A 22,274-nucleotide genomic window follows, 5' to 3' on the forward strand; every position below is an offset into this window, starting at 1 on the left:
GCTTGGACAACTGGCCCTCCACTCTGGCGCGCTAGGTGGCCTTCTCGGCGACGAAGAAGGTGAAGGTCGGCACCATGCCCGTACGGAGGATGTGAGCCTTACGTCCAGCCGCCTCCCGGCGGTAGTGCGCGATGTCAACGAACCAGTCGCGGAAGTTGACCAGACGCCAACCCGCCTTCACCGCTGCGTTGTAGTACTGCTCCGGCAGCCGGTAGTAGTAGGTCAGCGGCCCCACGACCCCGGAGATGTAGTAGTCGTCCCACTCGGCCTCCACGCTGAGGTCCCGATCGATGAGGAAGCCGTTCCCGCAGACCTGACCGGCGTGGTTGAAATAGGGGTGAACCAGGCTCACCACGAGCCGACCGCCGGGCCGCGTCACCCGGAACGCCTCGGTCAAGGCGGCCGAGAAGTCGGAGACCCACATCAGGACGAGACTGGAGACGACCACGTCGAAGTAATTGTCGGGGTAGCGGAGGTCTGTCACGTCCTCGCGGCTGCTCGTCACGTGCGCCGGCCTGGTCGAGGGGACCTGCAGGTCGCACTCCCACGCCTCGGCCGCGTCGATCGTGTCGAACAGCCAACCCGTGCCGCAGCCCGCATCCAGCACGATCTTGTCGGTGGTCGGCCCGATGAGGCTGATCATGGTCGGGACCAGGCCCTCGCGTCGCAGATACTCGGAGTCGCGACTCAGGTCGGTGGTGAGGTCGGCGTACCTGCGAGCACTGTCAAGCCATTGACCATTGACTTTCTCTGGCTTGTTGGACGTGGACCGCGGCCATGCCATGACGGCATGCTGCCAAGAGACCACCCTCAGATCGCCGGCGAGTCGCATTTCCGACATCCATCTGACTCCGGCTGCGGCGTGCACCGCGTGCCCCTCTGTAACGATCATGGAGAAACGGGCGAGCGCCACCGGGTCGGCCTGCGCGGGTAGGTCGCCCTCGGCTACGGCGCGGGCGAGCCGGTCGGCGAGGGCGCCTTCACCGCCCAGGCGGCTGCCGGCGAGGAACCCGGCGATCGGCGCGTTCTCGGTGGGACAGGCGAGGCCACCACCTCGTACGCGGTGGGTTGGGCGAGGGCGTCCTGCGCGTACCGCATGTCCCTTTCGGCGTAACCGCCACGGCCTTGCGGAACAGCTCCTCCTTGCCGCCGTAGGCGGCGTAGAGGCTGGGTTTGTTGATCCCCATCGCCTCGCCGGCGGCGAGTTGTTCGTCGACGGCGGCGAGCAGCAGCTCTGATGCGAAACGCCCGGTCGATCCTCACGGATCGACCGGGCGTTTCTGCACTACAGAGCGGTGGCGGAGGGATTTGAACCCTCGGAGGGCGTTAACCCTCACACGCTTTCGAGGCGTGCTCCTTAGGCCGCTCGGACACGCCACCGCCGACGAGGGTACAGGACCGCCGGTTCGGACGCCGAACCGGTATCGCCCGGGCCGGCCTGGCAGGATCTTTGCCATGAGTACGCACATCGGCGCGAAGCCGGGCGAGATCGCCGAGCGGGTCCTGATGCCGGGTGACCCCCTGCGGGCCAAGTGGATCGCGGAGACCTACCTCGAGGGCGCCACCTGCTACTCGACGGTTCGGGGCATGCTGGGCTTCACCGGCCGCTGGAACGGTGTCGAGGTTTCCGTCCAGGGCTCCGGCATGGGCATGCCGTCGGCCTCCATCTACGCCCACGAGCTGATCAACGAGTACGGCGTGAAGACGCTGATCCGGGTCGGCTCCTGTGGTGCCCTCAGCACCGACCTGCAACTGCGGGACGTGGTGGCGGCGATCGGGTCGTCCACCGACTCGAACATGAACCGGATGCGCTTCGACGGGCTGATCGACTACGCCCCGGTGGCCGACTTCGGGCTGCTGCGTACCTCGGTCGAGGTGGCCGAGCGGCGCGGCATCAGCATGCACGTCGGGCCGATCCTGGCGGCGGACGCCTTCTACACCGACCGCCCGGATCTCTACGACACCCTGGCCGACTACGGCGTGCTCGCGGTGGAGATGGAGTCCGCGGCGCTCTACACGATCGCCGCCCGGTTCAAGGCCCGCGCGCTGACCGTGTTGACCGTCAGCGACCACATCAAGACCGGCGAGAAGACCACGTCGGAGGAGCGCGAGCAGACCTTCAGCCAGATGGTCGAGATCGCGCTCGACACGATCATCGCCTGACCCGTCTCGACGGAGGCGGCAGCACCGCGACGAGCGTGATGACTGTGAGGCATCAATATGCCCCACAGTCATCACGCTCTATCGCATCTGACCGCCGAGCCGCGGACAGTCAGACGGCAGCCAGCACGTCAGACGGTGGCCAGCGCCTCGGTCGGCGCGAGGCGGGCGGCGCGCACCGCCGGGTAGAGGCCCGCGAGGCCGCCGATCACCACCGTCGCGCCCACCCCGCCGAGCATCGCCCAGGCCGGCACCACCGTCGGCCAGTCCTGCGACAACGCGTAGCCCGAGGTGACCACGATGCCGAGCACCACCCCACCGATCCCGCCGAGCGCGGAGAGCAGCAGCGACTCGGTGAGGAACTGGGCCCGGACCTGACCGCGGGTGGCGCCGAGTGAACGGCGCAGGCCGATCTCGGCGCGGCGCTCCAACACCGAGATCACCATGGTGTTGGCCACGCCGACCCCACCCACCAGCAGTGCGACCGCGCCCAGACCCAGCAACAGGCCGGTGAACGCGTCGTCGGTCGCCTGGGCGGCGGCAAGCGCGTCGGAGGGCCGGGACACCTCGACCTCGTTCGGCGCCTCCGGGTTGGTGGTCGCGGCGAGCACCGACCGGACCGCCTCGACCTGCGCCTCCCGGGCCCGGGTGTAGACGGTGGTCGGGTGGCCGTCGAAGCCCAGGTATTCGGTAGCGGCCGGCCAGCCGATCAACGCCGAGGTGTCCAACTCCGGGGCGAGCGGTGCGGCGGCGAGGATTCCGACCACTGTGAACGGCCGACCACCCAGCCACACCTGCACCTGCGGGTGGGCCGTGGTGATGCCGACCCGGCGGGCCGCGGTGGCGCCGAGTACCACCGCCGGGTAACGGGCGGTCGCCTCGTTGAGCCAGGTACCGGTCGCCACCTCGGCCCCGACGGTGCCGAGCAGGTCCAGCCGGGCCGCCCGGGTGGCGATGCCGCCGGTCTCCGCCGCCGGAATCCGGTCCGAGCGGTACACCTTGGCGTCGGACACCTGCCCGGTCGCGGACACCTCGGTCACCGGTCCGATCCGCCCGATCATGGTGATCGACTCGTCGGGAAGCTGCGCATCCGCGCCGAACAGCGTGCTGCCCGGCTCGACGGTGAGCAGGTTGGTGCCCAGGGCGTCGAGCGCCCGGTCCAGCTCGGCCCGGGACGACGAGGAGATGCCGACCACCGCGATCATCGCGGCGATGCCGATCGCGATGCCCAACGCGGAGAGGAACGCCCGCAGCGGACGGGTCCGCAGCCCCACCCCGCCGACGCGCAGGACGTCCGCCGGCCGCAGCCGGGCCGGGGTCAACGTCGCCGTCATCCGACCCCGCCCGTCGCGAAGGCCGAGTCGTGGCGTACCGCGCCGTCGCGCATCAGTACCTGCCGGGGCAGGCTCCCCGCGATCTCCCGGTCATGGGTGATCACCACGACGGTCGTGCCGGCCCGGTGCAGGTCGTGCAGCAGCGCCAACACCCCGGCGCCGGACTGGGAGTCCAGATTGCCGGTCGGCTCGTCGGCGAGCAGCACCGCCGGCTCACCGACCACCGCGCGAGCCACGGCCACCCTTTGCCGTTCCCCGCCGGACAGCTCGTGCGGCCGGTGCCTTAACCGGTGGCCCAGGCCAACCCGGACCAGCGCGGCCTCCGCGCGGTCGCGCCGCCCTCGCAGTGGTACGCCGGAGTAGAGCAGGCCGTCGGCCACGTTGTCCACGATCGGGACACCTGGAGCCAGGTGGAACTGCTGGAAGACGAAGCCGATCCGGGTGGCCCGCAACGCGGACAGCTCCCGGTCGGTCAGCCTCGCCACGTCGTACCCGTCGATGAGGACGCTGCCCGACGACGGCCGGTCCAGGGTGCCGATCAGGTGTAGCAGGGTCGACTTGCCCGATCCGGAGGGTCCGACGATCGCGACCAGCTCGCCCTGGTCGATTCGCAGCGACACGTCGTCGAGAGCGACGACGCCGCCGGCGTACCGCTTGCTGACCCGGTCGAGCACGATCACCTCGCGCCTCACGCCGGCACCACCACGGGCGTGCCCTCGACGATGCCCTCGCCGGTGACCTCCACCCGGCCGTCGGCGAACAGCCCGGTGGTCACCGCGACGACCCGGCTCGCACCGCCGTCGGCGACCTGGACGCCGTAGCCACCCTCGGCCAGCGCCAACAACGCCGCCACCGGCACGCTGAGCACGTCGCGGCGCTCCGAGACGGTGAACGTGACGTCGGCACTGGCCTGGTCGAAGCCGGTGAGCGCCTTCGGGTCGGTCACCGCGACCGTCACCTCGATCTTCGTCTCGGCCTCGCCGGACTGCCCGTTGGCGCCCGCCGCGCCGGCCTGGACGACCGTCTCGACGGTGCTGATCGTGCCCACCACCGCCTTGCCGTCCGGGAGCCGCACGCCGACCTTCGCGTTCCGCTTGGCCAACCGCTGGTCGTCCACGTCGAGCGCGACGGTGACGACGCGGTCGGTGCCGGTGTAGGTGAGCACCGCCTGGCCGGGCTGCGTGAGATCACCGAGGTCGGCCTGGTGGCTCTCCACCCGGACCTCCCGGTCGGCGTACACGATCCGCCCCGGCTCGACCCGACCGGTCTCGGTCAGACCGAGGTCGTCCTGCCAGTCCCGGACGGCGTCGGCGGTGGCACCGGTGTACTCGTCGTCGACGGTGAAGCCGCTGTAGCCCAACGCCTTGAGGTTCCGCTCGAACTGCACGACGTCGGCACCCTCCGTCCCGGGGGCGAGAGTCCGGTACGCGGGCAGCCCGCCGTAGAGGAGCACCACCTGCTCGTCGTCGACGCGGTAGAGCGGCTTGCCCCGCCGGACGGTCGACCCGGTCGCCGCCAGCCCGGTGACGGTGCCGCTGAGCTTCGCCGTGGCGGTACGCGTCGTGCCGTACCCCAGCTCACCGTCGGCGGTCTCCGAGTCGGCGAGGGTCTGTCGGGTGACCGTGGCGGTGGCGGGCGGCGCGCTGCCGGCCTGGGCAGGGTCTCCGTCGGCACCGCCGAAGCCCACCGCGGCGACCACGCCCACGGCGGCGACAAGCAGAACGATGCCCCCGGTGATGGCGGCGCGCAGCCGCGAACGTCGGCTGGCGCCGGTCACCGGCCACCCCCGAACTGCGGCGCGAAATGCCGGCACTTTTCCAGGGCAGCCTTCATGGCCGGGTCGCCGATGTTGATCGCCCTGTCCCCGGTCCCGATCCGGACCCGCCCGTCGGCGTCCGGGTCCGGGAAGTCCGGTACCCCGTTCTCCCGCATGCACTTGGCCATGGCGCGCATCTGTTCGGCCTGCTCCGGGTTGAGCTGCGGGCCCTGCCCGCCGTTGGGCAGTTTGTCCTGACACTTCTCCATGGCGGCCTGGACCTTCTGCTGATCCACGTCCGCGCCGAACCGGAAGCCGGGACGGCCGCCCGCCTCCGGGTCGGGCAGGTCCACCCCGTTCTCCCGCATGCATCTGGCGAAGGCGAGTTGCCGGTCTGAGTCGCTGACCGCCACACCGCTCGCCGTGGCGCTCGTCGACGCCCCACCGGCGGTCGCCACCCCGCCGCCGTCATCGCCCCCCGAGCCGCACCCGGACAGCGCCAGGGCGAGCAGGATGGGTAACACAAGCAGCTGTCGTCGCATGATGTCCGCTTCCGCTCAGGTCCGGCGCGGTTCGCCGAACGTCGCACCCAGTGCACGGCAGGGGGCGTATCCCCGGCGTTACCGTCTGCGGTTATGCCGCGGTTACCGCACCCCGAGCACCATGGAGGGGTGAGAGTGCTTGTGGTCGAGGACGAGAACGTGCTCGCGGACGCCATTGCCGAGTGGCTGCGCCGGGAGTCGTTCGCCGTCGACGTGGCGTACGACGGCGACGCCGCGTTGGAGCGGCTCGGCGTCAACGAGTACGCCGTGGTGGTGCTGGACCGGGACCTGCCGGTGGTGCACGGCGACGACGTGTGCCGGGCGATCGTGGACGCGGGCGGAGAGACCCGGGTGCTGATGCTCACCGCGTCGGCGGCGGTCCGGGAGCGGGTGGCGGGGTTGGCGCTCGGCGCCGACGACTACCTGACCAAGCCGTTCGCCCTGGTCGAGCTGTCGGCGCGGGTGCACGCGCTGACCCGTCGGTCCCGTCCGGCGGCACCGCCGACCCTGCGTCGCGCCGGCATCCAGCTCGACCCGGCCCGACACGAGGTACGGCGGGACGACAGGTACGTGGCGCTCTCCCGCAAGGAGTTCGCGGTGCTGGCCGAGTTGCTGCTCGCCGACGGCGCGGTGGTCTCGGCCGAGGACCTGCTGGAACGCGCGTGGGACGAGCACATCGACCCGTTCACGAACGTGGTCCGGGTGACCGTGATGAAGCTGCGCCGCAAGCTCGGCGATCCGCCGGTGATCGAGACGGTGCCCGGAGCGGGGTACCAGATCCGATGAAACGGCTGACGCTCCGCGCCCGGCTCACCCTCATCTACGGAGGGCTCTTCCTGACGGCCGGCATCGTGTTGCTCGCCGTCACGTACGTGCTCGTCGATCAGCGGATGCCGCAGCCGTTCGGGGTGAAACTGCGCGACCTGCCGGTGCCCGCGACGACACCCGGCTCGGGCAACGGGCAGAACATCGAGATGCTGCGCTCCCTGGTGGAGCAGGCGCAGGACGAGGCGAAGCGCAACGCGTTGGAGTCGCTGCTCACCCAGGGCGGCGTCGCGCTGATCGTGGTGTCGACGGTGGCGATCGCGTTCGGCTGGTTGCTCGCCGGCCGGGCGTTGCAGCCCCTGCACCAGATCACCGGCACGGCCCGACGGATCGCCGGCGCGGACACCGCAGGGCGCGGTCTGCACGAGCGGATCGCGCTCACCGGCCCTCCCGACGAGGTACGCGAACTCGCCGACACCTTCGACGAGATGCTGGAACGGCTGGACCGCTCCTTCGACGGGCAGCGCCGGTTCGTGGCGAACGCCTCACACGAGCTGCGTACCCCGCTGGCGCTCAACCGTGCCCTGGTGGAGCTGGCGATCACCCGCCCGGACGCCTCGGCGGAGACCAGGCGACTGGGCGAGTCGCTGCTGGCGGTCAACGAACGGCACGAGCGGCTGATCGACGGTCTGCTGACCCTGGCCGACTCGGAGAACGAGCTGACCGAGCGTACGCCTGTCGACCTGGCCGAGGTCTGCGCGCACACCACCGACCAGGCCGGGAAGCAGATACCCGGCGTGCCGGTCCGGCGGGCCCTGGCCCCGGCACCCACCAGCGGCGACCCGGTGCTGTTGGAGCGGCTCACGTTCAACCTGGTGGAGAACGCCCTGCGCCACAACCTGCCCGCCGACGGGTGGGTGGAGGTGCGCACCGGGTTGGTCGCCGGCCGACCCACCCTCACCGTGACCAACACCGGCCCGGTCGTCCCCGGCTACGACGTCGAGACGATGTTCCAGCCCTTCCGTCGGCTGTCGCGGGAGCGGGTCGTCGGGGCGCGGGGCTTCGGGTTGGGGCTGTCCATCGTCCGCGCGGTGGCCCGTGCCCACGGCGGCACCGCCGAGGCGCAGCCCCGCCCGGACGGTGGTCTGATCGTCACGGTCACCCTGCCGCCGGCCTGACCGGCGACCCGGTCTCAGCGGAAGAACGCGCGCAGGACGGCGGCGGTCTCGACCTCCAGCACCCCGCCGTAGACCTCGGGGCGGTGGTTGAGCCGACGGTCCCGCAGCACGTCCCAGAGCGATCCGGCCGCGCCGGTCTTGGGCTCCCAGGCGCCGAACACGACTGTGGTGACCCGGGCCAGCACCAGTGCCCCGGCGCACATGGTGCACGGTTCGAGGGTGACCACCAGGGTGCAGCCGTCCAGCCGCCACCGGCCGGTGCGCTCGGCAGCTCGACGCAGGGCCAGCACCTCGGCGTGAGCGGTGGGGTCGCCGGTCAACTCCCGCTCGTTGCGTCCGGTGGCAAGCTCGGTGCCGTCCGGCCCGTAGAGCACCGCCCCCACCGGCACGTCGTCGACGTCGGTGCTGACCGCGTCGTCGACGGGCGGGCCGGTGACGGCGACCTCCAGGGCGCGGCGCATCCACCGTTCGTGCCGCTGCCGTCGACCGACCTCGCCCAGCTCGGCCAGGCCCTCGTGGGCACCGGGCCCGGCCCGGCCGACCGCGCCGGGAGTCGGCTGCCCCGGCCGGATCGACTCCAGAGCCGGATCGGTGGCGTCGGCCGGCTCAGACCTCACGCAGCTCCTCGACCTCGTCTGCGCAGCCGAGCACCTGGCAGATCTCGGCGGTCACGTCCGCCGGCAGCATTCCCTCGTGGGCGCAGAGGGTAAGCAACTTCTGTGCGGAGATGCCCAGGTTGGCCAGCAGGTCGGCATCACCGACCGGGTCGGCCTCCGGGTCGACGACGGGCTGCTCGCTCTCGTCGTCCCCGGTGCTCGCCGGGCGTGGCTCGTCGTCACCGTCGAGCCCGGTCACCGAGGTCTTCAGGTCACCGACAAGCAGCGACCCCAGCTGCGACTCCTCGGCGTACGCGGAGTCCGAGCCGAACACCCGCAGATCCTCGCCCTCGTCGAGGCGCAGGACGACCAGGTACGCATCGTCGGCCTCGATGAAGAGCAGCGACACGTCGGCCTCCTGGTCGACGTCGCGCAGTCGGTCGGCAACCTCGTCGATGTCGGCGGCGCCACGCAGGCTGACCTCGGCGGCGGTCCAGCCACTGTCGTCGCGCACCACGGCCGCAGCGAAGTACGACACGGTCCCCCCAATAGCCCTCGACACAGCGTCGACTCGTTACGCGTGCACGTTAGCCGGTCAGGTCGGCAGGCGACCCGTCAACGCCCCGAAGGGCGGGTCTTTCATGACAAAGTCGGGTCAGCCGACGACTCGACGGCGGGTGGCGATGAGCTGTTGCAGACGCTCGGTGCGCTGCCGCTGCGGTCGGCTGCGCTGGCGGACCGCCCGGGCGCCCGCCAACTCGGCCAGCAACTGCAGGCGACGGCGACTGCGATCGGGATCCTGCCGGGGAGTGGTCCAGGCCATAGTGCCGAGCGTGCCGAGTCTCGGCGGTCACGTCAAGACGGCGTTCGCTACGCAGCCAACCGGGCACACGGTGCAGTCACCGCACACCCTCTCGAGGTCGACGCGCCGGTCACCACAGCGGCCAGTCACCACTTGTGGCCCAGCGGACCGCCACCACGGCGGCGGCGATGCTCAACCCTCCCGCGGTGACGATGGCGACGCCGGTGGCCACCCCTCGGTCGCCGTACCTGACCAGCACCAGAGCGGTGACCCAGGCCGACAGGCCAGCCGCCACCGTCCACCACGCGTAGCTGGCCACGTCGGTGCCGAGCAGGCCGAACAGCAGCAGCCAGCCGGTCGCCGCGCCGCCGCCGGTGGCGACACCACCGCCGGTGATCGGGTGCGGCTCGCGGTAGGTGGGCCGGGTCGGGGGCCCGGAGGGGAAGAGACCCGAGGGGGCGCGCGGCACCGGCCGGGCGGCACCGAGATCCGGGCCGGGTTCGGGTCGGGCAAAGGTCACCGTCGCTGCCCTCCCTCACGCGTGCCGCTCGTGCCCACGGTACCGGCTCTGCCAGGATGACCTGATGTCCTCGCCGACGATCAGCCGCCGTGTTCGTCCGGCGTACCCGATTCTGCTGCTGCTCGCCCCGGTGCTCGCCGCCGGCTGCGCGACCACCCGGCCCGGGGTGCCGGCCGACGGCGCGGCGCCGACTCCGCCGGCGGTCTGGGCGACCGCCGACCAGCCGCCGTCGCCGACGCCAACGCCGACGGCGACCGCCCCGAGCCCCCCGGCGCCGTCGTCGGCCAGGCCGTCGGCGACGGCACCCCGCACCGGGCTGAAGCATGTCTTTCCGGTACGCGCGGACAACGTCGACTATCACCCGACGCACGGCGCTTACCCGGCGACGGACCTCTTCGCCGACTGCGGCGAGCCGTTCGTGGCGGTGACCAACGGGACGGTGCTCGAGGTGAGCCGCGTCGACAGGTACCGCAAGCGTGGGCCGCAGGGGCCGGACAACGGCGGCCTGTCGGTCTCCCTGCTCGGCGACGACGGGGTGCGCTACTACGGCTCGCACCTGAGCGTGGTGAGCAGCGGCGTCGACGCGGGGGTGCGGGTCCGCGCCGGGCAGCAACTCGGCAAGGTGGGCCGCACCGGCAACGCGAACAACGTGTGTCACGTGCACTTCGGCGTCTCGCCGGCCTGCACCGGCAAGGACGGCTGGTGGATCCGGCGCGGGGTGATCTGGCCGGCGCGTTACCTGGATTCCTGGCGGCGCGGCGGCAACCGGGAACCAGCGGCCGAGGTCACCGCGTGGCAGCGCAAGCACGGCTGCCCGAAGGCACCCTGACATGGCGCACGCGAGGGATCCCATCGCCGACCTGCGCCGGATCGCGTTCCTGCTGGAGCGGGCGAACGAGGCGACCTACCGGGTGCGGGCGTTCCGGTCGGCCGCGAAGGCGCTCGCCGGCCTGTCCGCGGCCGAGCTGACCGAGCGGGCCGGCAACGGCACGCTCACCGAGCTGGCCGGAGTCGGTGACGTCACGGCGCGGTGTGTGGCGGAGTCCCTCGCCGGGGAGGAGCCGGTCTACCTGCGTCGGCTGGTGGCGACCGAGGGCAGTGACCTGGACGCCGAGGCCACGGCGCTGCGCGCCGCCCTGCGCGGCGACTGTCACACCCACTCGGACTGGTCCGACGGTGGCTCGCCGATCGAGGAGATGGCGCTGGCGGCGGTGGAGCTGGGCCACGAGTATCTGGTGCTGACCGACCACTCGCCCCGGCTGACGGTGGCCCGGGGGTTGACCGCGGACCGGCTGCGCCGGCAGCTCGATCACGTGGCGCGGGTGAACGCGGCGTTGCCCGAGGGGTTCCGGATCCTCACCGGCATCGAGGTGGACATCCTCGCTGACGGCTCACTGGACCAGGACGACGATCTGCTGGAGCGGCTCGACGTGGTGGTCGGGTCGGTGCACAGCGGCCTGAAGGACGAGCGGTCGAAGATGACCAGGCGCATGCTGACCGCCGTCGCCAACCCGCACCTGGACATCCTCGGCCATGTCACCGGGCGGATGGTGTCGTCCCGTCCGGCCGGGGTGACCGGCCCGGGCGACCGGGGGCACCGCGCCCGGACCCGGGCCGAGAGCGACTTCGACGCGGACGCCGTCTTCGCCGCCTGCGCCGAGCACGACACCGCCGTGGAGATCAACTCTCGGCCGGAGCGGCAGGACCCGCCGAAGCGCCTGATCCGCCGCGCGGTGGAGGCTGGCTGCCGGTTCGCCATCAACACCGACGCGCACGCACCCGGGCAACTCGACTGGCAACGGTTCGGCTGCGAACGCGCGGCACTGTGCGGTGTCCCCGCCGACCGGGTGGTCAACACCTGGTCGGCGGAGCACCTGGTGGCCTGGACGCACAGCCGCGCCTGAGTGGCGTCTCCGCGTTTCAGCGTCGGGCGGGTTCGGCGACGGGTGCGGCGGGTGCGCCGAGGCCGACGACAGGGCTGCTCCGGCGACGACTGAACACGCCCTGCGAGACCGCGACCCCGAGCAGCACGATCAGCGCACCGACCGGTTGGTGCCAGTTGAGTCGTTCGTCGAGCGCCACGGCACCGATCAGCACCGCGAAGATCGGGATCAGGTACGTGACGGTGGAGGCGGTGCTCGCGCCGGCCACCCGGATGTTGCGCATGTTGATGACGAACGCGAGCCCGGTGCCGAGCGCCCCGAGGGTCAGCACACTCGCCACCACCCCTGCCGACAGGTCGGTGGGCAGTGGCGGCAGGCCGGCGACGAACGGTGTGACGATGGCCAACTGCGCGGCGGCGAGCAGCAGTTGCGCGGTGGAGAGCGACAGACCCGAGTGCGTGCTGCCGGCGACGAACCTCTTCTGGTACGGGATGGCCACGCCGTAGCAGGCCGCCGCACCGAAGCACATGAGCTGGCCGGTGAAGTGCGCCCCGCCGATGCCCTCCCAGACCCCGAGCACCACGAGCACCCCGACGAAGCCCAGCCCGAGCCCGACCGCGCGGCGCAGGGTCAGTCGCTCGGTGCGGAAGACGAGCACCGCCAGCGGCAGCACGATCAGTGGCGTGGTGGCGTTCCAGATGCCGGCGAGCATCGACTCGACCCGTTGCTCGCCGTAGCCGAAGAGGGTGAACGGCACGGCCACGCCGAAGGCGGCAACGACGGTCAGGTGCGCCCAGACCCGGGGCTCCCGGGGCAGCCGGTCGCGCAGCACGGCGAGGACCACCAAGAGGGTCAACGCGCCGGCGACGACCCGGTAGAGCGTGAGCTGGACGGGGTGCAGCTCGGCCACGCCGACCTTGATGAAGAGGAAGCTGGAACCCCAGATCGCGGCGAGGGCGATGAAGCCCGGCAGCCAGGCACCGACCGGCGCATTGTCAGGAGTGGTATCGGTGTTCACCCCTGACACTCTGCCGCAACCGTACGACAAAGTCGCGCGCCTTTCGGCCGCCACACCGTGCCGAACCCGCAGCTCCAACACGACAAACGGCGGCGACACGGGAGGTGGGATGGTCACGTAGGGTCGCACCGTGGGACGAATTGATGAACTCGCCAACCGTTACGTGGCCGAGTGGGCGCCGTTGAGCCCCACCGGCGCGACCTTCGTCGGCATCGCCGGCCATGACGACCAGCTCGACGACCTCTCGCCCGACGGCTACGCGGCCCGCGCGGACCTCACCCGCCGCACGCTCGCCGAGCTGGAGGTGACCGAGCCGGAGACCGAATCGGAACGGACCGCCAAGGAGGCCATGCAGGAGCGGCTCGGCCTGGACCTCGCCCGGTACGACGCCGGTGAGGTGACAAGTGAGGTCAGCGTGATCACCAGCGGGCTGCACGAGATCCGCATGGTGTTCGACCTGATGCCCACCGCGACCAGCGACGAGAAGGCCAACATCGCCGCCCGGCTCAACGGCTTCGGTGCCGCGCTGGAGGGCTACAAGACCACGCTGCGGGAGGCGCTCGCCGCCGGTGAGGTCAGCTCGAAGGTGCAGTTGGTCGAGGTGGCCAAGCAGTGTGACATCTGGGTCGACCCGACCGGGGACAACTTCTTCCACGGGCTTGTCGAGCGGCTGGGGGCGGACGGCACGCTCGACTCGGAGCTGCGTCGGGGTGCGGCGGCGGCGACCGCGGCGACCGCCGAGTTCGGTCACTTCCTGCGTACCGAGCTGGCCCCGCACGGGCGGGACAAGCAGGCCGCCGGCCGGGAGCGGTACGAGCTGGCGTCGCAGTACTTCCTCGGTGCCAAGATCGACCTGGACGAGACGTACGCCTGGGGCTTTGCCGAGCTGGCCCGCCTGGAGGCGGAGATGCGGGTCGTGGCGGGGCGCATCGCCGGCTCCGGTGCCACAGTCGACGAGGCCGTGCACACGTTGGACGCCGACCCGGCCCGGACCATCCAGGGCAAGGAGGCATTCCGGGACTGGATGCAGGCGCTCGCCGACAAGGCGATCACCGAGCTGCACGGCACCCACTTCGACATCCCGGAGCAGGTCCGCCGCATCGAGTGCTGCCTCGCCCCGACGAGCGACGGCGCCATCTACTACACCGGCCCGAGTGAGGACTTCTCCCGCCCGGGTCGGATGTGGTGGGCAGTGCCACAGGGCATCAGCGACTTCTCCACCTGGCGCGAGGTGACCACGGTCTACCACGAGGGCGTGCCGGGTCACCATCTCCAGGTGGCGCAGACCGCCGTCCGGGCCGACCTGCTCAACCGTTGGCAGCGGCTGCTCTGCTGGGTCTCCGGGCACGGTGAGGGCTGGGCGCTCTACTCGGAGCGGCTGATGGACGAGCTGGGTTACCTGGAGGACCCGGGCGACAAGCTGGGCATGCTCGACGGCCAGGCGATGCGCGCGGCCCGGGTGATTGTGGACATCGGCATGCACCTGGAGCTGGAGATCCCGGAAGACAACCCCTTCGGTTTCCACCCGGGTGAGCGGTGGACGCCCGAGCTGGGCTGGGAGTTCATGCGGGCGCACTGCCGAGTTCCGGACGAGAACCTGCGCTTCGAGCTGAACCGCTACCTGGGCTGGCCGGGGCAGGCGCCGTCGTACAAGGTGGGTGAGCGGATCTGGCTGCAGGCCCGCGAGGACGCCAAGGCCCGCAAGGGCGCCGACTTCGACCTGCGGGAGTTCCACCGGCAGGCGTTGGACCTGGGTGCGCTGGGCCTCGACCCGCTGCGCCGGGCGCTGGCCCGGCTCTGAGGAGAGCGGTATACCTCAGAGTCATATTCATACCTCTGAGGTATACCGCTCATCAGCACAAGCACACCGACACACGTACGCGCGTCAGCGCTGCTCCACCTCGCCCGGCGCCGGCCGCTGGGTCGGCACCGTCGGGTCCTCCGACTTCCAGTTCGTCGAGGCCGGCGGGATCTCGTCACTCAGTGGCCCGCCGACCGGCTGCGGCCTGGGCTGCTCGACGGTCTCCGGGTCGCGTACCGGCTCCTGGTCCACCCGGGTCGGCGTCGGGTCGGCGACCGGCGGCTCGGCCCGGTGCCGGGCGGTCCCGCCCTCGGGCCGGGTCACCAGCCACACACCGAAGACGACAGCGATCAGACCGAGGACACCAGCGAGGATCGGGCCCCAGAAACTGATCAGGCCGATCTTGAAGCGGTTGTCCTTGACCGTCTCGACACTGCGGCTGACCGTGTCGTCGGTGTAGTTGAAGTCGGCGTCCAACAGCACCGTGGGGGTGCCGGTGTTGGGGCGCAACTCCTTGTGCTGCTGCTCCCGCACGTTCACGTAGGAGCCGGTGACCGGGTCGACCCAGAGCGTACGGATGTTGCTGTAGACCACCTGGCCGCTCGTGGCACCGGGGGCGAACTTGCCGACAAGCGTCTGGATGCTGCTCTCCGGGGTGGCCAGCACCTCGTTCTCGATCCGCTGCTCGAAGCGGTACGCCTCGACGCCCTTGACGTTCTCGGTGCCGACGAACTTCGCCGGGAGAGCCCGCTTCAGGTCACGGTCGAAGACCTGGTAGTCGCGCTTGTCGGTGCCGAACGGGAACTTGTAGATCTGGCCGGAGTACTTCACGTTGCCGACCGGAGTGCCGTCCGCGCCGGTCTCGTTGAGCCACTGCTCCTTCCACGAGACGGCCGCGCCGGAGATCCGGTCGAGAGCGAGTTCGGTGCTGTACTGGCTGACCACGTCCTGGTTGTCGGTGCGCCGGACCGTCTGGTAGACGTCCCAGATCACCGCGTCACCCTTGAGGTCCTCGGGCAGCCGGTCCCTGGTGTCGTCGGGCTGCGGAATTACCTCCACACTGGACACCAGATCGCCCTGCGGAACCTCGATGCTCACCGAGCTCCCGGTTGCCGTGATCTTCAGGAACCTGGCGTTCTTCGCCTCGGCGACGGACGTCGTCGGCTCAAGATCATAGGGGAGCTTGGTCACGGCGGGGGCCACGTAGAACGGCAGCCCGGCCGCGAAGACCAGCAATAAGACGCCAAGCCCGAAGAGCGCGGCGCCCACGCGAAGCTTCACTCATCCTCCTGTAACCTGCCGCCCTACGACCTGTTGTCCGGGGCACCCGATCCTTAACATGGCGGGAGGTTACTCCCCGGTCACCTTCAAAGCGACCCCCTGGATGTCCAGATGTCCACAGCCGCCGCGCCAACAGTTTCGGAGCCTTCGGTAACCGGCCGACTCCCCGCCCTCGATGCGCTGCGAGCAATCGGCGCGGTGGCGGTCGTCGGTCACCACGTCGGGTTCCAGACCGCCGCCACGATGAACACCACCTGGGGCGGCTGGCTGGCACGGCTGGACGTCGGCGTCGCCATCTTTTTCGTACTGTCCGGGTTTCTGCTGTTCCGGCCCTGGGCCCTCAACGCTGCGACGGGCCGGGCCCGACCTGGCGCCGAGCGCTACCTGTGGCGGCGAGCCCTGCGGATCGTGCCCGCCTACTGGTTGGCGATCGTGGTCTGCCTGGTCGTCCTGCCGCAGAACGGGCAGGCGTCCGTCGGCGACTGGGTCCGCCACCTCACCTTCACCCAGATCTACCAACCCGGGCAGTTGCGGGCCGGGCTCAGCCAGACCTGGAGTCTCGCCACCGAGGTGGTGTTCTACCTGCTCCTGCCGCTGCTCGCGGCGCTCGTCGTCGGCCGGTCGTGGCGTCCCGTCCGGACCATCGTGATGATCGGCGGGAGCGCCCTGCTGACCGCGGGGTGGCTGACCATGATGGGTCTCGGCTGGCTCGACACCGCCCTGCACACGATGTGGTTTCCCTCGTACGCCGCCTGGTTCGGCGCCGGCATGGCACTGGCGGCGGCGCACGTCGCCCTGCGCACCGGCACCGCGCCCGCGGTCTTCCGGGTCCTCGACGACCTGGCCTCCGCGCCGGTCACCTGCTGGGCCGCCGCCGTCGGCCTGATGGCGATCGCGACGACACCTGTCGCCGGCCCCCGTGACCTCACCGAGCCCACCGCCGCCGAGTTCGGCGTCAAACTGGCCCTGTACCTCCTGATCGCGGTGCTGATCCTGATCCCGGTGGCCTTCGGCGGGCCGGGCCGGGCCAAGGAGATCTTCGGCAGTTCGTCCGCCCGGTGGCTCGGCGCGGTCTCGTACGGACTGTTCCTGTGGCACCCCATGGTCATCGAACTCATCTACCTGGTCGACGACCGACCGCTGTTCACCGGCGGGCTGCTCAACACCTTCGCCCTCACCATGGCCCTCGGCCTGGTGTACGCCGCGGTCAGCTACTACGGCGTCGAGCGCCCCCTGCAACTGCTCGGCTCGCAGCGCCGACGTCGGCGCGGACAGGCGTCCGGCACCCCCGCCACCGCCGTGGCCGCACCGGCCACCACACCGCCGGCCGTCACGGCCGGCACCGCGGCGCCCACCGTCGGCGGATAGCGCTCAGCGCTGGCCCATCGGGGCATTGCCGGCCGGCACACCAGCCCCTAATGTGACGCGGGTCGCTAAATTACTTGAGAGTAGGGTTCGCGTGGAGCGTCGCTTCGGCATGCCCGGACACGTGTTGTTCCTCAACTGGCGAGACACCCGCAACCCCGAGGGTGGCGGCTCCGAGGTGTACGTCGAACGGATCGCCGCCGAGCTGGTGGCGCGCGGATTCCGCGCCACTCTCTTCTGCGCCGCCCACAGCCAGGCCCCCGCCGACGAGGTCAACGAGGCGGGTGTCCGGCTGGTACGACGCGGCGGCCGACACAGCGTCTACCTCTGGGCGGCGCTCTGTTACGTCGCCGGCGCGCTGGGCCTCGGCCCGCTCGCGGCCCGCCGAGGCGGCCGGCCCGATGTCCTCGTCGACGTCTGCAACGGGTTGCCGTTCCTCGCCCCGCTGTGGGCACGACGCCCGGTGGTCAAGCTGATCCACCACGTGCACCGCGAGCAGTGGCCGGTGGTGCTTCCACAGTGGGCGGCCCGATTCGGCTGGTGGATCGAATCGTCGCTCGCCGTACGCCTCTACCAGCGGTGCCGGTACGTCACCGTCTCCGAGGCGACCCGCCGGGAGCTGGCAGCGCTCGGCGTGCCCCCGGAGCAGGTCTCGGTGGTGCACAACGGCACCCCGACGCTGCCCCACACCGACGTCGAGCGGGCGGCGTTTCCGCTGCTCGTCACGCTGAACCGGCTGGTACCGCACAAGCGGGTGGAGGTGGCCCTGAAGGCCGTCGCGGCGCTCGCCGACGAGCTGCCCCAACTACGTCTGGTCGTCGCCGGCCAGGGCTGGTGGGAGCCGCACCTGCGGGACCTCGCCGCCGAGCTGGACATCACCGACCGGGTGGACTTCCGGGGCTTCGTGACCGAGGAGGAGAAAGCGGCCCTGCTCGCCGCGGCCTGGGTGGCCCTGACCCCGTCACTCAAGGAGGGCTGGGGGCTCACCATCGTGGAGGCGGGTTCGGCGGGCACCCCGACGGTGGCGTTCCGGGGAGCCGGCGGAGTCGCCGAAGCGGTCGTCGACGGGCGTACCGGCCTGCTGGCCGACGACATCGACGACTACCTGATGAAGGTGCGCACGCTTCTGCACCGGGATGAACTGCGGCGCGAGATGGGGGTCCAAGCCCGGGAGCACGCGGCCAGCTTCACCTGGCAGGCCGCGGGTGGACGCTTCGAAGCGATCCTCAAGGCTGCGGAGTCGCCCCGCCCAGTGCCGCAGCGGGGCGAGCCGTCCTACCTGTCGCCGTAAACCGCGGGGGCGTACGGGTCCTTCTTTCCGGCCCGCTTGGCCGCCTCCGAGACCTGCTTGGCCTGATTCACGGCCTCCTCGTCGGTGGCGGTCGCGGCGGCCGAGATCCCGCCGAGAGCCAGGATCCCCAGCAACGCCGCCACCAGGCCAGACACGACCAGGGTCAGAGCTCTACGCATGCCAATCCTCCAATGGCGAGACGTGCGAGCGGACGTTACCACGCGGTAGGTCGCCGGTGTAGTGCCGAAACGGCGGCAGCGACGACCACCAGAAGGGCAGCACAGAGCGCCGCCACCACCGCCAGTCGGGCCGGCCCCGACGGGCTCGGTGGCAGCACGGTCTCCGGGTTGCGGTAGAGCGTCAGGAACGGTCCGTCATGGACCCGCACCAGGCCGCCGAGCACCTGGTCATCCACCTCGCCGGTGACCTCGCGCTGCACCAGCACCCAGCGCACACCCGTGGTCCGGACCGGCCGCCCCTCGGCCAACGCCCGGCGCATCTCACCGACGCGCGGATTCTCGCCGGCCACGGCGACGTCGCCGACCCGGAGCGTGTCGTCGGTCAGGACCGTCCCCGGCAGGTAGCGGGGTGCCGGGTCCAGGACGACCCGGCCAGGGTTCCACGGGTACGCCCGGTAGGCGCTCAGCGGCAACGCGAGGATCTCCCCCGGATCCTCCTCGATGTACTCGGCCACCCGCTGCCACTCGGCCGGATAGCTCACCGGACGAAGCCGACCGGCACCGCCGAACGCGAGGTCAGGCAGGACCGCCACCGGCATGAGCAGCAGCCCGACCAGGACCACCCCGGCCACCTCCCGGTCGATCCGGGCCACCAGCCGCTCGGCCCCCAACGCCGCGCACACCACAAGCAGCAGCGCGTACGGCGCCAGGAACTTCTGGCCGTCGCGCAGCAGCCCCGCGCCCGGCAGGTGCACCACCGCCCAGCGCAGCGCGGTGTCCCCACCGGGAAGCACCCCGAGGGCGGCGAGCAGGCAACCGACTCCGGCGAGCACCGCAAGTCGCGCCGCCCCGCCGGGGGTCAGCCGGCGCCGCAGCAGCCCCGCACCGACACCGGCCAGGATCAGCAGCACCACCGTCGCCACCGGCACCAGCGGTGCGGCGCGACTGGCGGGGGTTGCCTGTGCGCTCCAGATGCCGCCGGTGCCGGCCAACGCCACAAGCGGGCCCGCCCAGTTCTCCGAACGCGCCGCGAACGCCGCCACCCCCGCCGGATCCGAGGAGCCCCCGGCACCGGTGACCAGGGCCGCGACCACCCAGGGTGCGTTGAGCACACCGACCGCTGCCAACGCCTGCCGGGACCGGTGCGGGTGCATCCGCTGCGACACCAACATCGATCGGGGCGCACGCATCCGGTCCGACGTCAGCACCAGCACCGTGCCCAACGCGATCACACCGCCGGTCGGCGTGATGGCGGCGGGAGCGGCGGCGAGCACCACCCGGGCCAGCGCGCCGGCCCTCCCGGCCCGCAGGTCGAGCGTCGCCCGCACCAGCCAGGGCAGCGCGGCGTACGCGAGCAGCAGCCCCCACTGCCCGATCAGCAACCGCTCGGCCAGGTACGGCGTCCACGCGTACGCCACCGCGGCGAAGAGTCGGACCGCGCGCCGGTCGGTCGGCACCAACCGGCCGGCGCCGACCGCCGCGAGGAGGATCGCACCAGCCAGCGCCAGTCGCTGCACCAACCAGCCCGGCACGACCTGGGTGACGAGCGAGACCAGGGCGTCCATCGGCACCGCCCGGGGCAGGGTCTGCGCCGGGGCGACAAGATCCCAGGTCAACGGCTGCCGGGGTACGAACACCATGTCGTACAGCAGCGCGTAGCCGGGCGTCGCCAGCGGGGCCAGCACCACCACCGTGACCGCCGCCGCGACGGCGTACAGCCACAGCGTGTCCCGGCTCCGCCGGAGCGGCGCGGTCTCGACGCCGTCGGTCGGGTCAACCATTCACGACGCCGGCACCGCCCGGCCAACGGTGACCAGTTCGGTGCAGACCCCGACCCCTGGCGTCCGCACGGTGACCTCGACGGCGTCCCCGGCACCCTCCAGCAGGAAGAACACATCGTTCAGCCCACGGCGCAGGGTGATCTCGCGAGTGGCCTCCCCGAGCCGGAACAGCGCAGTCGAGTCGCCCGAGCTGAGGTAACCGAAGTGCACCACGTACGGCCACTCCACCAGATAACCGTCCAACGGGATCCGGGTGGGTCGGCCGCCCTCGGCCAGGTGCCCGCAGCCGTCCACCGGGCCGGGCACGATCTTCCGCCCCTCCACCACCACCGGTCGGATCCGGCCCAACTCGTCGAACGTCGACGGTCGCGCGGCCTCGGTCACGAAGGTGGGCCGGCGTTCGGCCGGGCGGAAGAAGTGCGACTGGAGGTTGTCCGGCCAGAAATAGCCGGCGATGACCCGGTCCGGGACTGCGGTGTCGAAGAAGACGGTGCCCGGCGGCGCGGCGGCCAGCTCGGCCTGCGTGGTCGCGAGGTAGTCGCGGCCGTACTTCGTGCTCCAGTTGTCCCCGAACCGGGCCGTGCTCCACAGGGTGCCCACCCCGATTGTCGCCAGGACGACGATCATCGAGACCAGGCCGACCGCGAAGGCACCCGGCTCGCGCAGGACCGTCGGCACCGGCCACGCCGACACCTCGTCCTCGTCGGTGTCCCTGATGCCCAGCAGGGCCGCACCGACACAGATCGCGGCGACCAGGACCACGTCCGCGACGTACCGGGGAACGACGCCGATCAGTGACCCGAGCGGGCCGCCCAGGCGCGTGACGGCGAAGAGCGCGGCAACCAGCCCGAGGTAGGAGGCGAGCAGCAGCCACGCCCGGCCAGCCGACGGACGCCGCCGGACGGTCACCACCACGAGCGTCGCCAGCACCGCCCAGGACAACCACTTGGCGATGTCGTACGGGTCGACGAGTGGCGGACCGTCACCGGCGTAACTCCAACGCCACGGACCGCCGAGCAGACCCGGCACCATGGTCTCCCCGACCAGGTCACCGAGGAAGTTGAGGATCGAACCGACCGAGGTCGGATCGCGCAGTTCACCCGAGGGGCGGGACAGGTAGAACGCCAGGTAGCCCCCCGACAGCACGCTGAGCACCAACCAGGCCGGCCAGTGCCGCCGGATCGCCGTCGTGAGGCTGCGCCACCCGCCACCGGAGGTGAAGAGGAAGACGGTCAGCAGGAACAGCAGCGGCACGATCAGCAGCGACTTGGTGTCGAAGAGCAGGCCGAACACCAGCCAGAGCGCGATCGCCACGAGGTGCCGCAGGCGACCGGTCCGCACGTACCGCACCTGGGCCGCCACCGCCATGACCAGGGCCAGCTGCATCGGCAGCACGAGCAGCCCGACCAGCCACAACGAGGAGACCTCGAGCGTCAACGGGCTGAACACGAACAGGCACAGCGGGATGAGCAGACCCCAGCCGGGCCGGAGCAGGTCGCGCAACAGCCGGTAGACGGCGAGCCCGGTCACCGCCTGACCAGCCGCCAGCAGCAACACCCACGGCCAGGTGGCGAAGCCCGCCGCCCGCACCATCGCCCACGCCACCAGCAGACCACCGGGCATGAGGTGGTTGTTGAACGTACGCAGGAGGTAGTCCGGGTCCAGCCCGGTGTCGAGAACCTGGGCGGCGATGACGAACTCGTCCTGCGAGAACCAACCACGGGCGGCGAGGCCGGCGCGCCAGGCGACCGACACGGCGATGAGGGCGATCGCCACGGCGCGGACCGGGTCGGCGCGGAGCCATCGGCCGATCGGCCCCGGTCCGTCGCCATCGGACGCGACGCGTTCCGGATGCGTCTCGGCCTCAGCTTCTGGCATTGACATGGTCGGCAGCCTGCCACACGCTTACACGCCGTGGGGACGGCCGTTCTCCCGATAACGCCACCGCAGCGCCCCTGGTCGCCCGTCCGTGCCCGGTCCGGATAACGTCGCGCGACAGTCGTCGGCTGCGGGTGCGCGTCC

22 protein-coding genes and 1 tRNA gene are annotated in these 22,274 nt (G+C 71.3%); 8 read left to right on the plus strand and 15 right to left on the minus strand.

Annotated features, from left to right (window positions below):
• Positions 1-31: 31 nt before the first annotated feature.
• On the minus strand, positions 32-784 hold the full coding sequence (locus tag AB0C15_RS21300) for a class I SAM-dependent methyltransferase (RefSeq protein ID WP_357354435.1): 753 nt from the start codon (positions 782-784) through the stop codon (positions 32-34).
• 509 nt (positions 785-1,293) lie between these two features.
• Positions 1,294-1,380, minus strand: a tRNA-Ser gene (locus tag AB0C15_RS21305).
• 75 nt (positions 1,381-1,455) lie between these two features.
• On the opposite strand from AB0C15_RS21305, the gene deoD reads away from it, so the two are divergent.
• On the plus strand, positions 1,456-2,163 hold the full coding sequence (deoD, locus tag AB0C15_RS21310) for a purine-nucleoside phosphorylase (RefSeq protein WP_030328147.1): 708 nt from the start codon (positions 1,456-1,458) through the stop codon (positions 2,161-2,163).
• Positions 2,164-2,291: 128 nt separating this feature from the next.
• Here the strand turns inward: deoD and AB0C15_RS21315 are convergent, their stop codons facing one another.
• From AB0C15_RS21315 to AB0C15_RS21330, 4 genes are read right to left on the minus strand one after another with little or no spacing between them, the layout of a single operon-like run.
• Positions 2,292-3,494 carry an ABC transporter permease gene (locus AB0C15_RS21315; RefSeq protein ID WP_357354437.1) on the minus strand — a complete coding sequence of 401 codons (1,203 nt, stop codon included), beginning with the start codon at positions 3,492-3,494 and terminating at the stop codon, positions 2,292-2,294.
• Positions 3,491-4,174 carry an ABC transporter ATP-binding protein gene (locus tag AB0C15_RS21320; RefSeq protein WP_357354492.1) on the minus strand — a complete coding sequence of 228 codons (684 nt, stop codon included), beginning with the start codon at positions 4,172-4,174 and terminating at the stop codon, positions 3,491-3,493. Before AB0C15_RS21320 ends, AB0C15_RS21315 begins: the two co-directional genes overlap by 4 nt.
• A gap of 8 nt (positions 4,175-4,182) precedes the next feature.
• On the minus strand, positions 4,183-5,271 hold the full coding sequence (locus tag AB0C15_RS21325; protein WP_357354439.1) for a peptidoglycan-binding protein: 1,089 nt from the start codon (positions 5,269-5,271) through the stop codon (positions 4,183-4,185).
• On the minus strand, positions 5,268-5,792 hold the full coding sequence (locus AB0C15_RS21330; RefSeq protein ID WP_357354442.1) for a hypothetical protein: 525 nt from the start codon (positions 5,790-5,792) through the stop codon (positions 5,268-5,270). Before AB0C15_RS21330 ends, AB0C15_RS21325 begins: the two co-directional genes overlap by 4 nt.
• A gap of 129 nt (positions 5,793-5,921) precedes the next feature.
• Between AB0C15_RS21330 and AB0C15_RS21335 the strand changes: the two genes are divergently transcribed.
• Positions 5,922-6,578 carry a response regulator transcription factor gene (locus AB0C15_RS21335; RefSeq protein ID WP_357354444.1) on the plus strand — a complete coding sequence of 219 codons (657 nt, stop codon included), beginning with the start codon at positions 5,922-5,924 and terminating at the stop codon, positions 6,576-6,578.
• Complete coding sequence (locus tag AB0C15_RS21340) at positions 6,575-7,735, plus strand: HAMP domain-containing sensor histidine kinase (RefSeq protein ID WP_357354446.1); 1,161 nt, start codon at positions 6,575-6,577, stop codon at positions 7,733-7,735. Before AB0C15_RS21335 ends, AB0C15_RS21340 begins: the two co-directional genes overlap by 4 nt.
• A 14-nt stretch (positions 7,736-7,749) precedes the next feature.
• On the opposite strand, the gene AB0C15_RS21345 is transcribed toward AB0C15_RS21340, so the two are convergent.
• The 4 genes from AB0C15_RS21345 to AB0C15_RS21360 all read right to left on the minus strand — a co-directional run bounded on the left by AB0C15_RS21345 (position 7,750) and on the right by AB0C15_RS21360 (position 9,602).
• Positions 7,750-8,307, minus strand: coding sequence for a nucleoside deaminase (locus tag AB0C15_RS21345; RefSeq protein WP_357354494.1), 558 nt, complete (start codon positions 8,305-8,307; stop codon positions 7,750-7,752).
• Between the two features lie 34 nt (positions 8,308-8,341).
• Positions 8,342-8,869 (minus strand): tRNA adenosine deaminase-associated protein, encoded by a 528-nt coding sequence (locus AB0C15_RS21350; RefSeq protein ID WP_357354448.1) that lies wholly within the window; start codon positions 8,867-8,869, stop codon positions 8,342-8,344.
• A 117-nt stretch (positions 8,870-8,986) separates the two neighbouring features.
• Positions 8,987-9,154 (minus strand): hypothetical protein, encoded by a 168-nt coding sequence (locus AB0C15_RS21355; RefSeq protein WP_357354450.1) that lies wholly within the window; start codon positions 9,152-9,154, stop codon positions 8,987-8,989.
• A gap of 109 nt (positions 9,155-9,263) precedes the next feature.
• On the minus strand, positions 9,264-9,602 hold the full coding sequence (locus tag AB0C15_RS21360) for a hypothetical protein (RefSeq protein WP_357354496.1): 339 nt from the start codon (positions 9,600-9,602) through the stop codon (positions 9,264-9,266).
• A 115-nt stretch (positions 9,603-9,717) separates the two neighbouring features.
• Here AB0C15_RS21360 and AB0C15_RS21365 point away from each other — a divergent pair, with 115 nt between their 5' ends.
• Complete coding sequence (locus AB0C15_RS21365) at positions 9,718-10,482, plus strand: M23 family metallopeptidase (RefSeq protein ID WP_357354452.1); 765 nt, start codon at positions 9,718-9,720, stop codon at positions 10,480-10,482.
• A 1-nt stretch (position 10,483) separates the two neighbouring features.
• A complete protein-coding gene (locus AB0C15_RS21370; protein WP_357354454.1) occupies positions 10,484-11,557 on the plus strand; it encodes a PHP domain-containing protein in 1,074 nt (357 codons plus the stop codon).
• 16 nt (positions 11,558-11,573) lie between these two features.
• On the opposite strand, the gene AB0C15_RS21375 is transcribed toward AB0C15_RS21370, so the two are convergent.
• Entirely contained in the window at positions 11,574-12,554 is a 981-nt protein-coding gene (locus tag AB0C15_RS21375; protein ID WP_357354456.1) for a DMT family transporter, read from the minus strand.
• Positions 12,555-12,684: 130 nt separating this feature from the next.
• Between AB0C15_RS21375 and AB0C15_RS21380 the strand changes: the two genes are divergently transcribed.
• Positions 12,685-14,355, plus strand: coding sequence for a DUF885 domain-containing protein (locus AB0C15_RS21380; RefSeq protein ID WP_357354458.1), 1,671 nt, complete (start codon positions 12,685-12,687; stop codon positions 14,353-14,355).
• Between the two features lie 84 nt (positions 14,356-14,439).
• Here the strand turns inward: AB0C15_RS21380 and AB0C15_RS21385 are convergent, their stop codons facing one another.
• Positions 14,440-15,636, minus strand: a complete 1,197-nt coding sequence (locus AB0C15_RS21385) for a porin PorA family protein (RefSeq protein ID WP_357354460.1) — start codon at positions 15,634-15,636, stop codon at positions 14,440-14,442.
• 111 nt (positions 15,637-15,747) lie between these two features.
• On the opposite strand from AB0C15_RS21385, the gene AB0C15_RS21390 reads away from it, so the two are divergent.
• Both AB0C15_RS21390 and AB0C15_RS21395 read left to right on the plus strand, forming a co-directional pair.
• Positions 15,748-17,004 carry an acyltransferase gene (locus AB0C15_RS21390; protein ID WP_357354462.1) on the plus strand — a complete coding sequence of 419 codons (1,257 nt, stop codon included), beginning with the start codon at positions 15,748-15,750 and terminating at the stop codon, positions 17,002-17,004.
• Positions 17,005-17,113: 109 nt separating this feature from the next.
• Positions 17,114-18,292 carry a glycosyltransferase family 4 protein gene (locus AB0C15_RS21395; protein ID WP_357354498.1) on the plus strand — a complete coding sequence of 393 codons (1,179 nt, stop codon included), beginning with the start codon at positions 17,114-17,116 and terminating at the stop codon, positions 18,290-18,292.
• On the opposite strand, the gene AB0C15_RS21400 is transcribed toward AB0C15_RS21395, so the two are convergent.
• The 3 genes from AB0C15_RS21400 to AB0C15_RS21410 are packed head-to-tail and all read right to left on the minus strand — an operon-like array spanning position 18,277 to position 22,136.
• A complete protein-coding gene (locus tag AB0C15_RS21400; protein ID WP_357354464.1) occupies positions 18,277-18,471 on the minus strand; it encodes a hypothetical protein in 195 nt (64 codons plus the stop codon). The two genes, AB0C15_RS21395 and AB0C15_RS21400, sit on opposite strands and share 16 nt — an antisense overlap.
• A gap of 35 nt (positions 18,472-18,506) precedes the next feature.
• Positions 18,507-20,252 carry a hypothetical protein gene (locus AB0C15_RS21405; protein WP_357354466.1) on the minus strand — a complete coding sequence of 582 codons (1,746 nt, stop codon included), beginning with the start codon at positions 20,250-20,252 and terminating at the stop codon, positions 18,507-18,509.
• Positions 20,253-22,136 (minus strand): hypothetical protein, encoded by a 1,884-nt coding sequence (locus AB0C15_RS21410; protein ID WP_357354468.1) that lies wholly within the window; start codon positions 22,134-22,136, stop codon positions 20,253-20,255.
• Between the last annotated feature and the right edge of the window lie 138 nt (positions 22,137-22,274).

It is taken from the genome of Micromonospora sp. NPDC048835 (genome assembly GCF_040649995.1).
Classification (GTDB): domain Bacteria; phylum Actinomycetota; class Actinomycetes; order Mycobacteriales; family Micromonosporaceae; genus Micromonospora.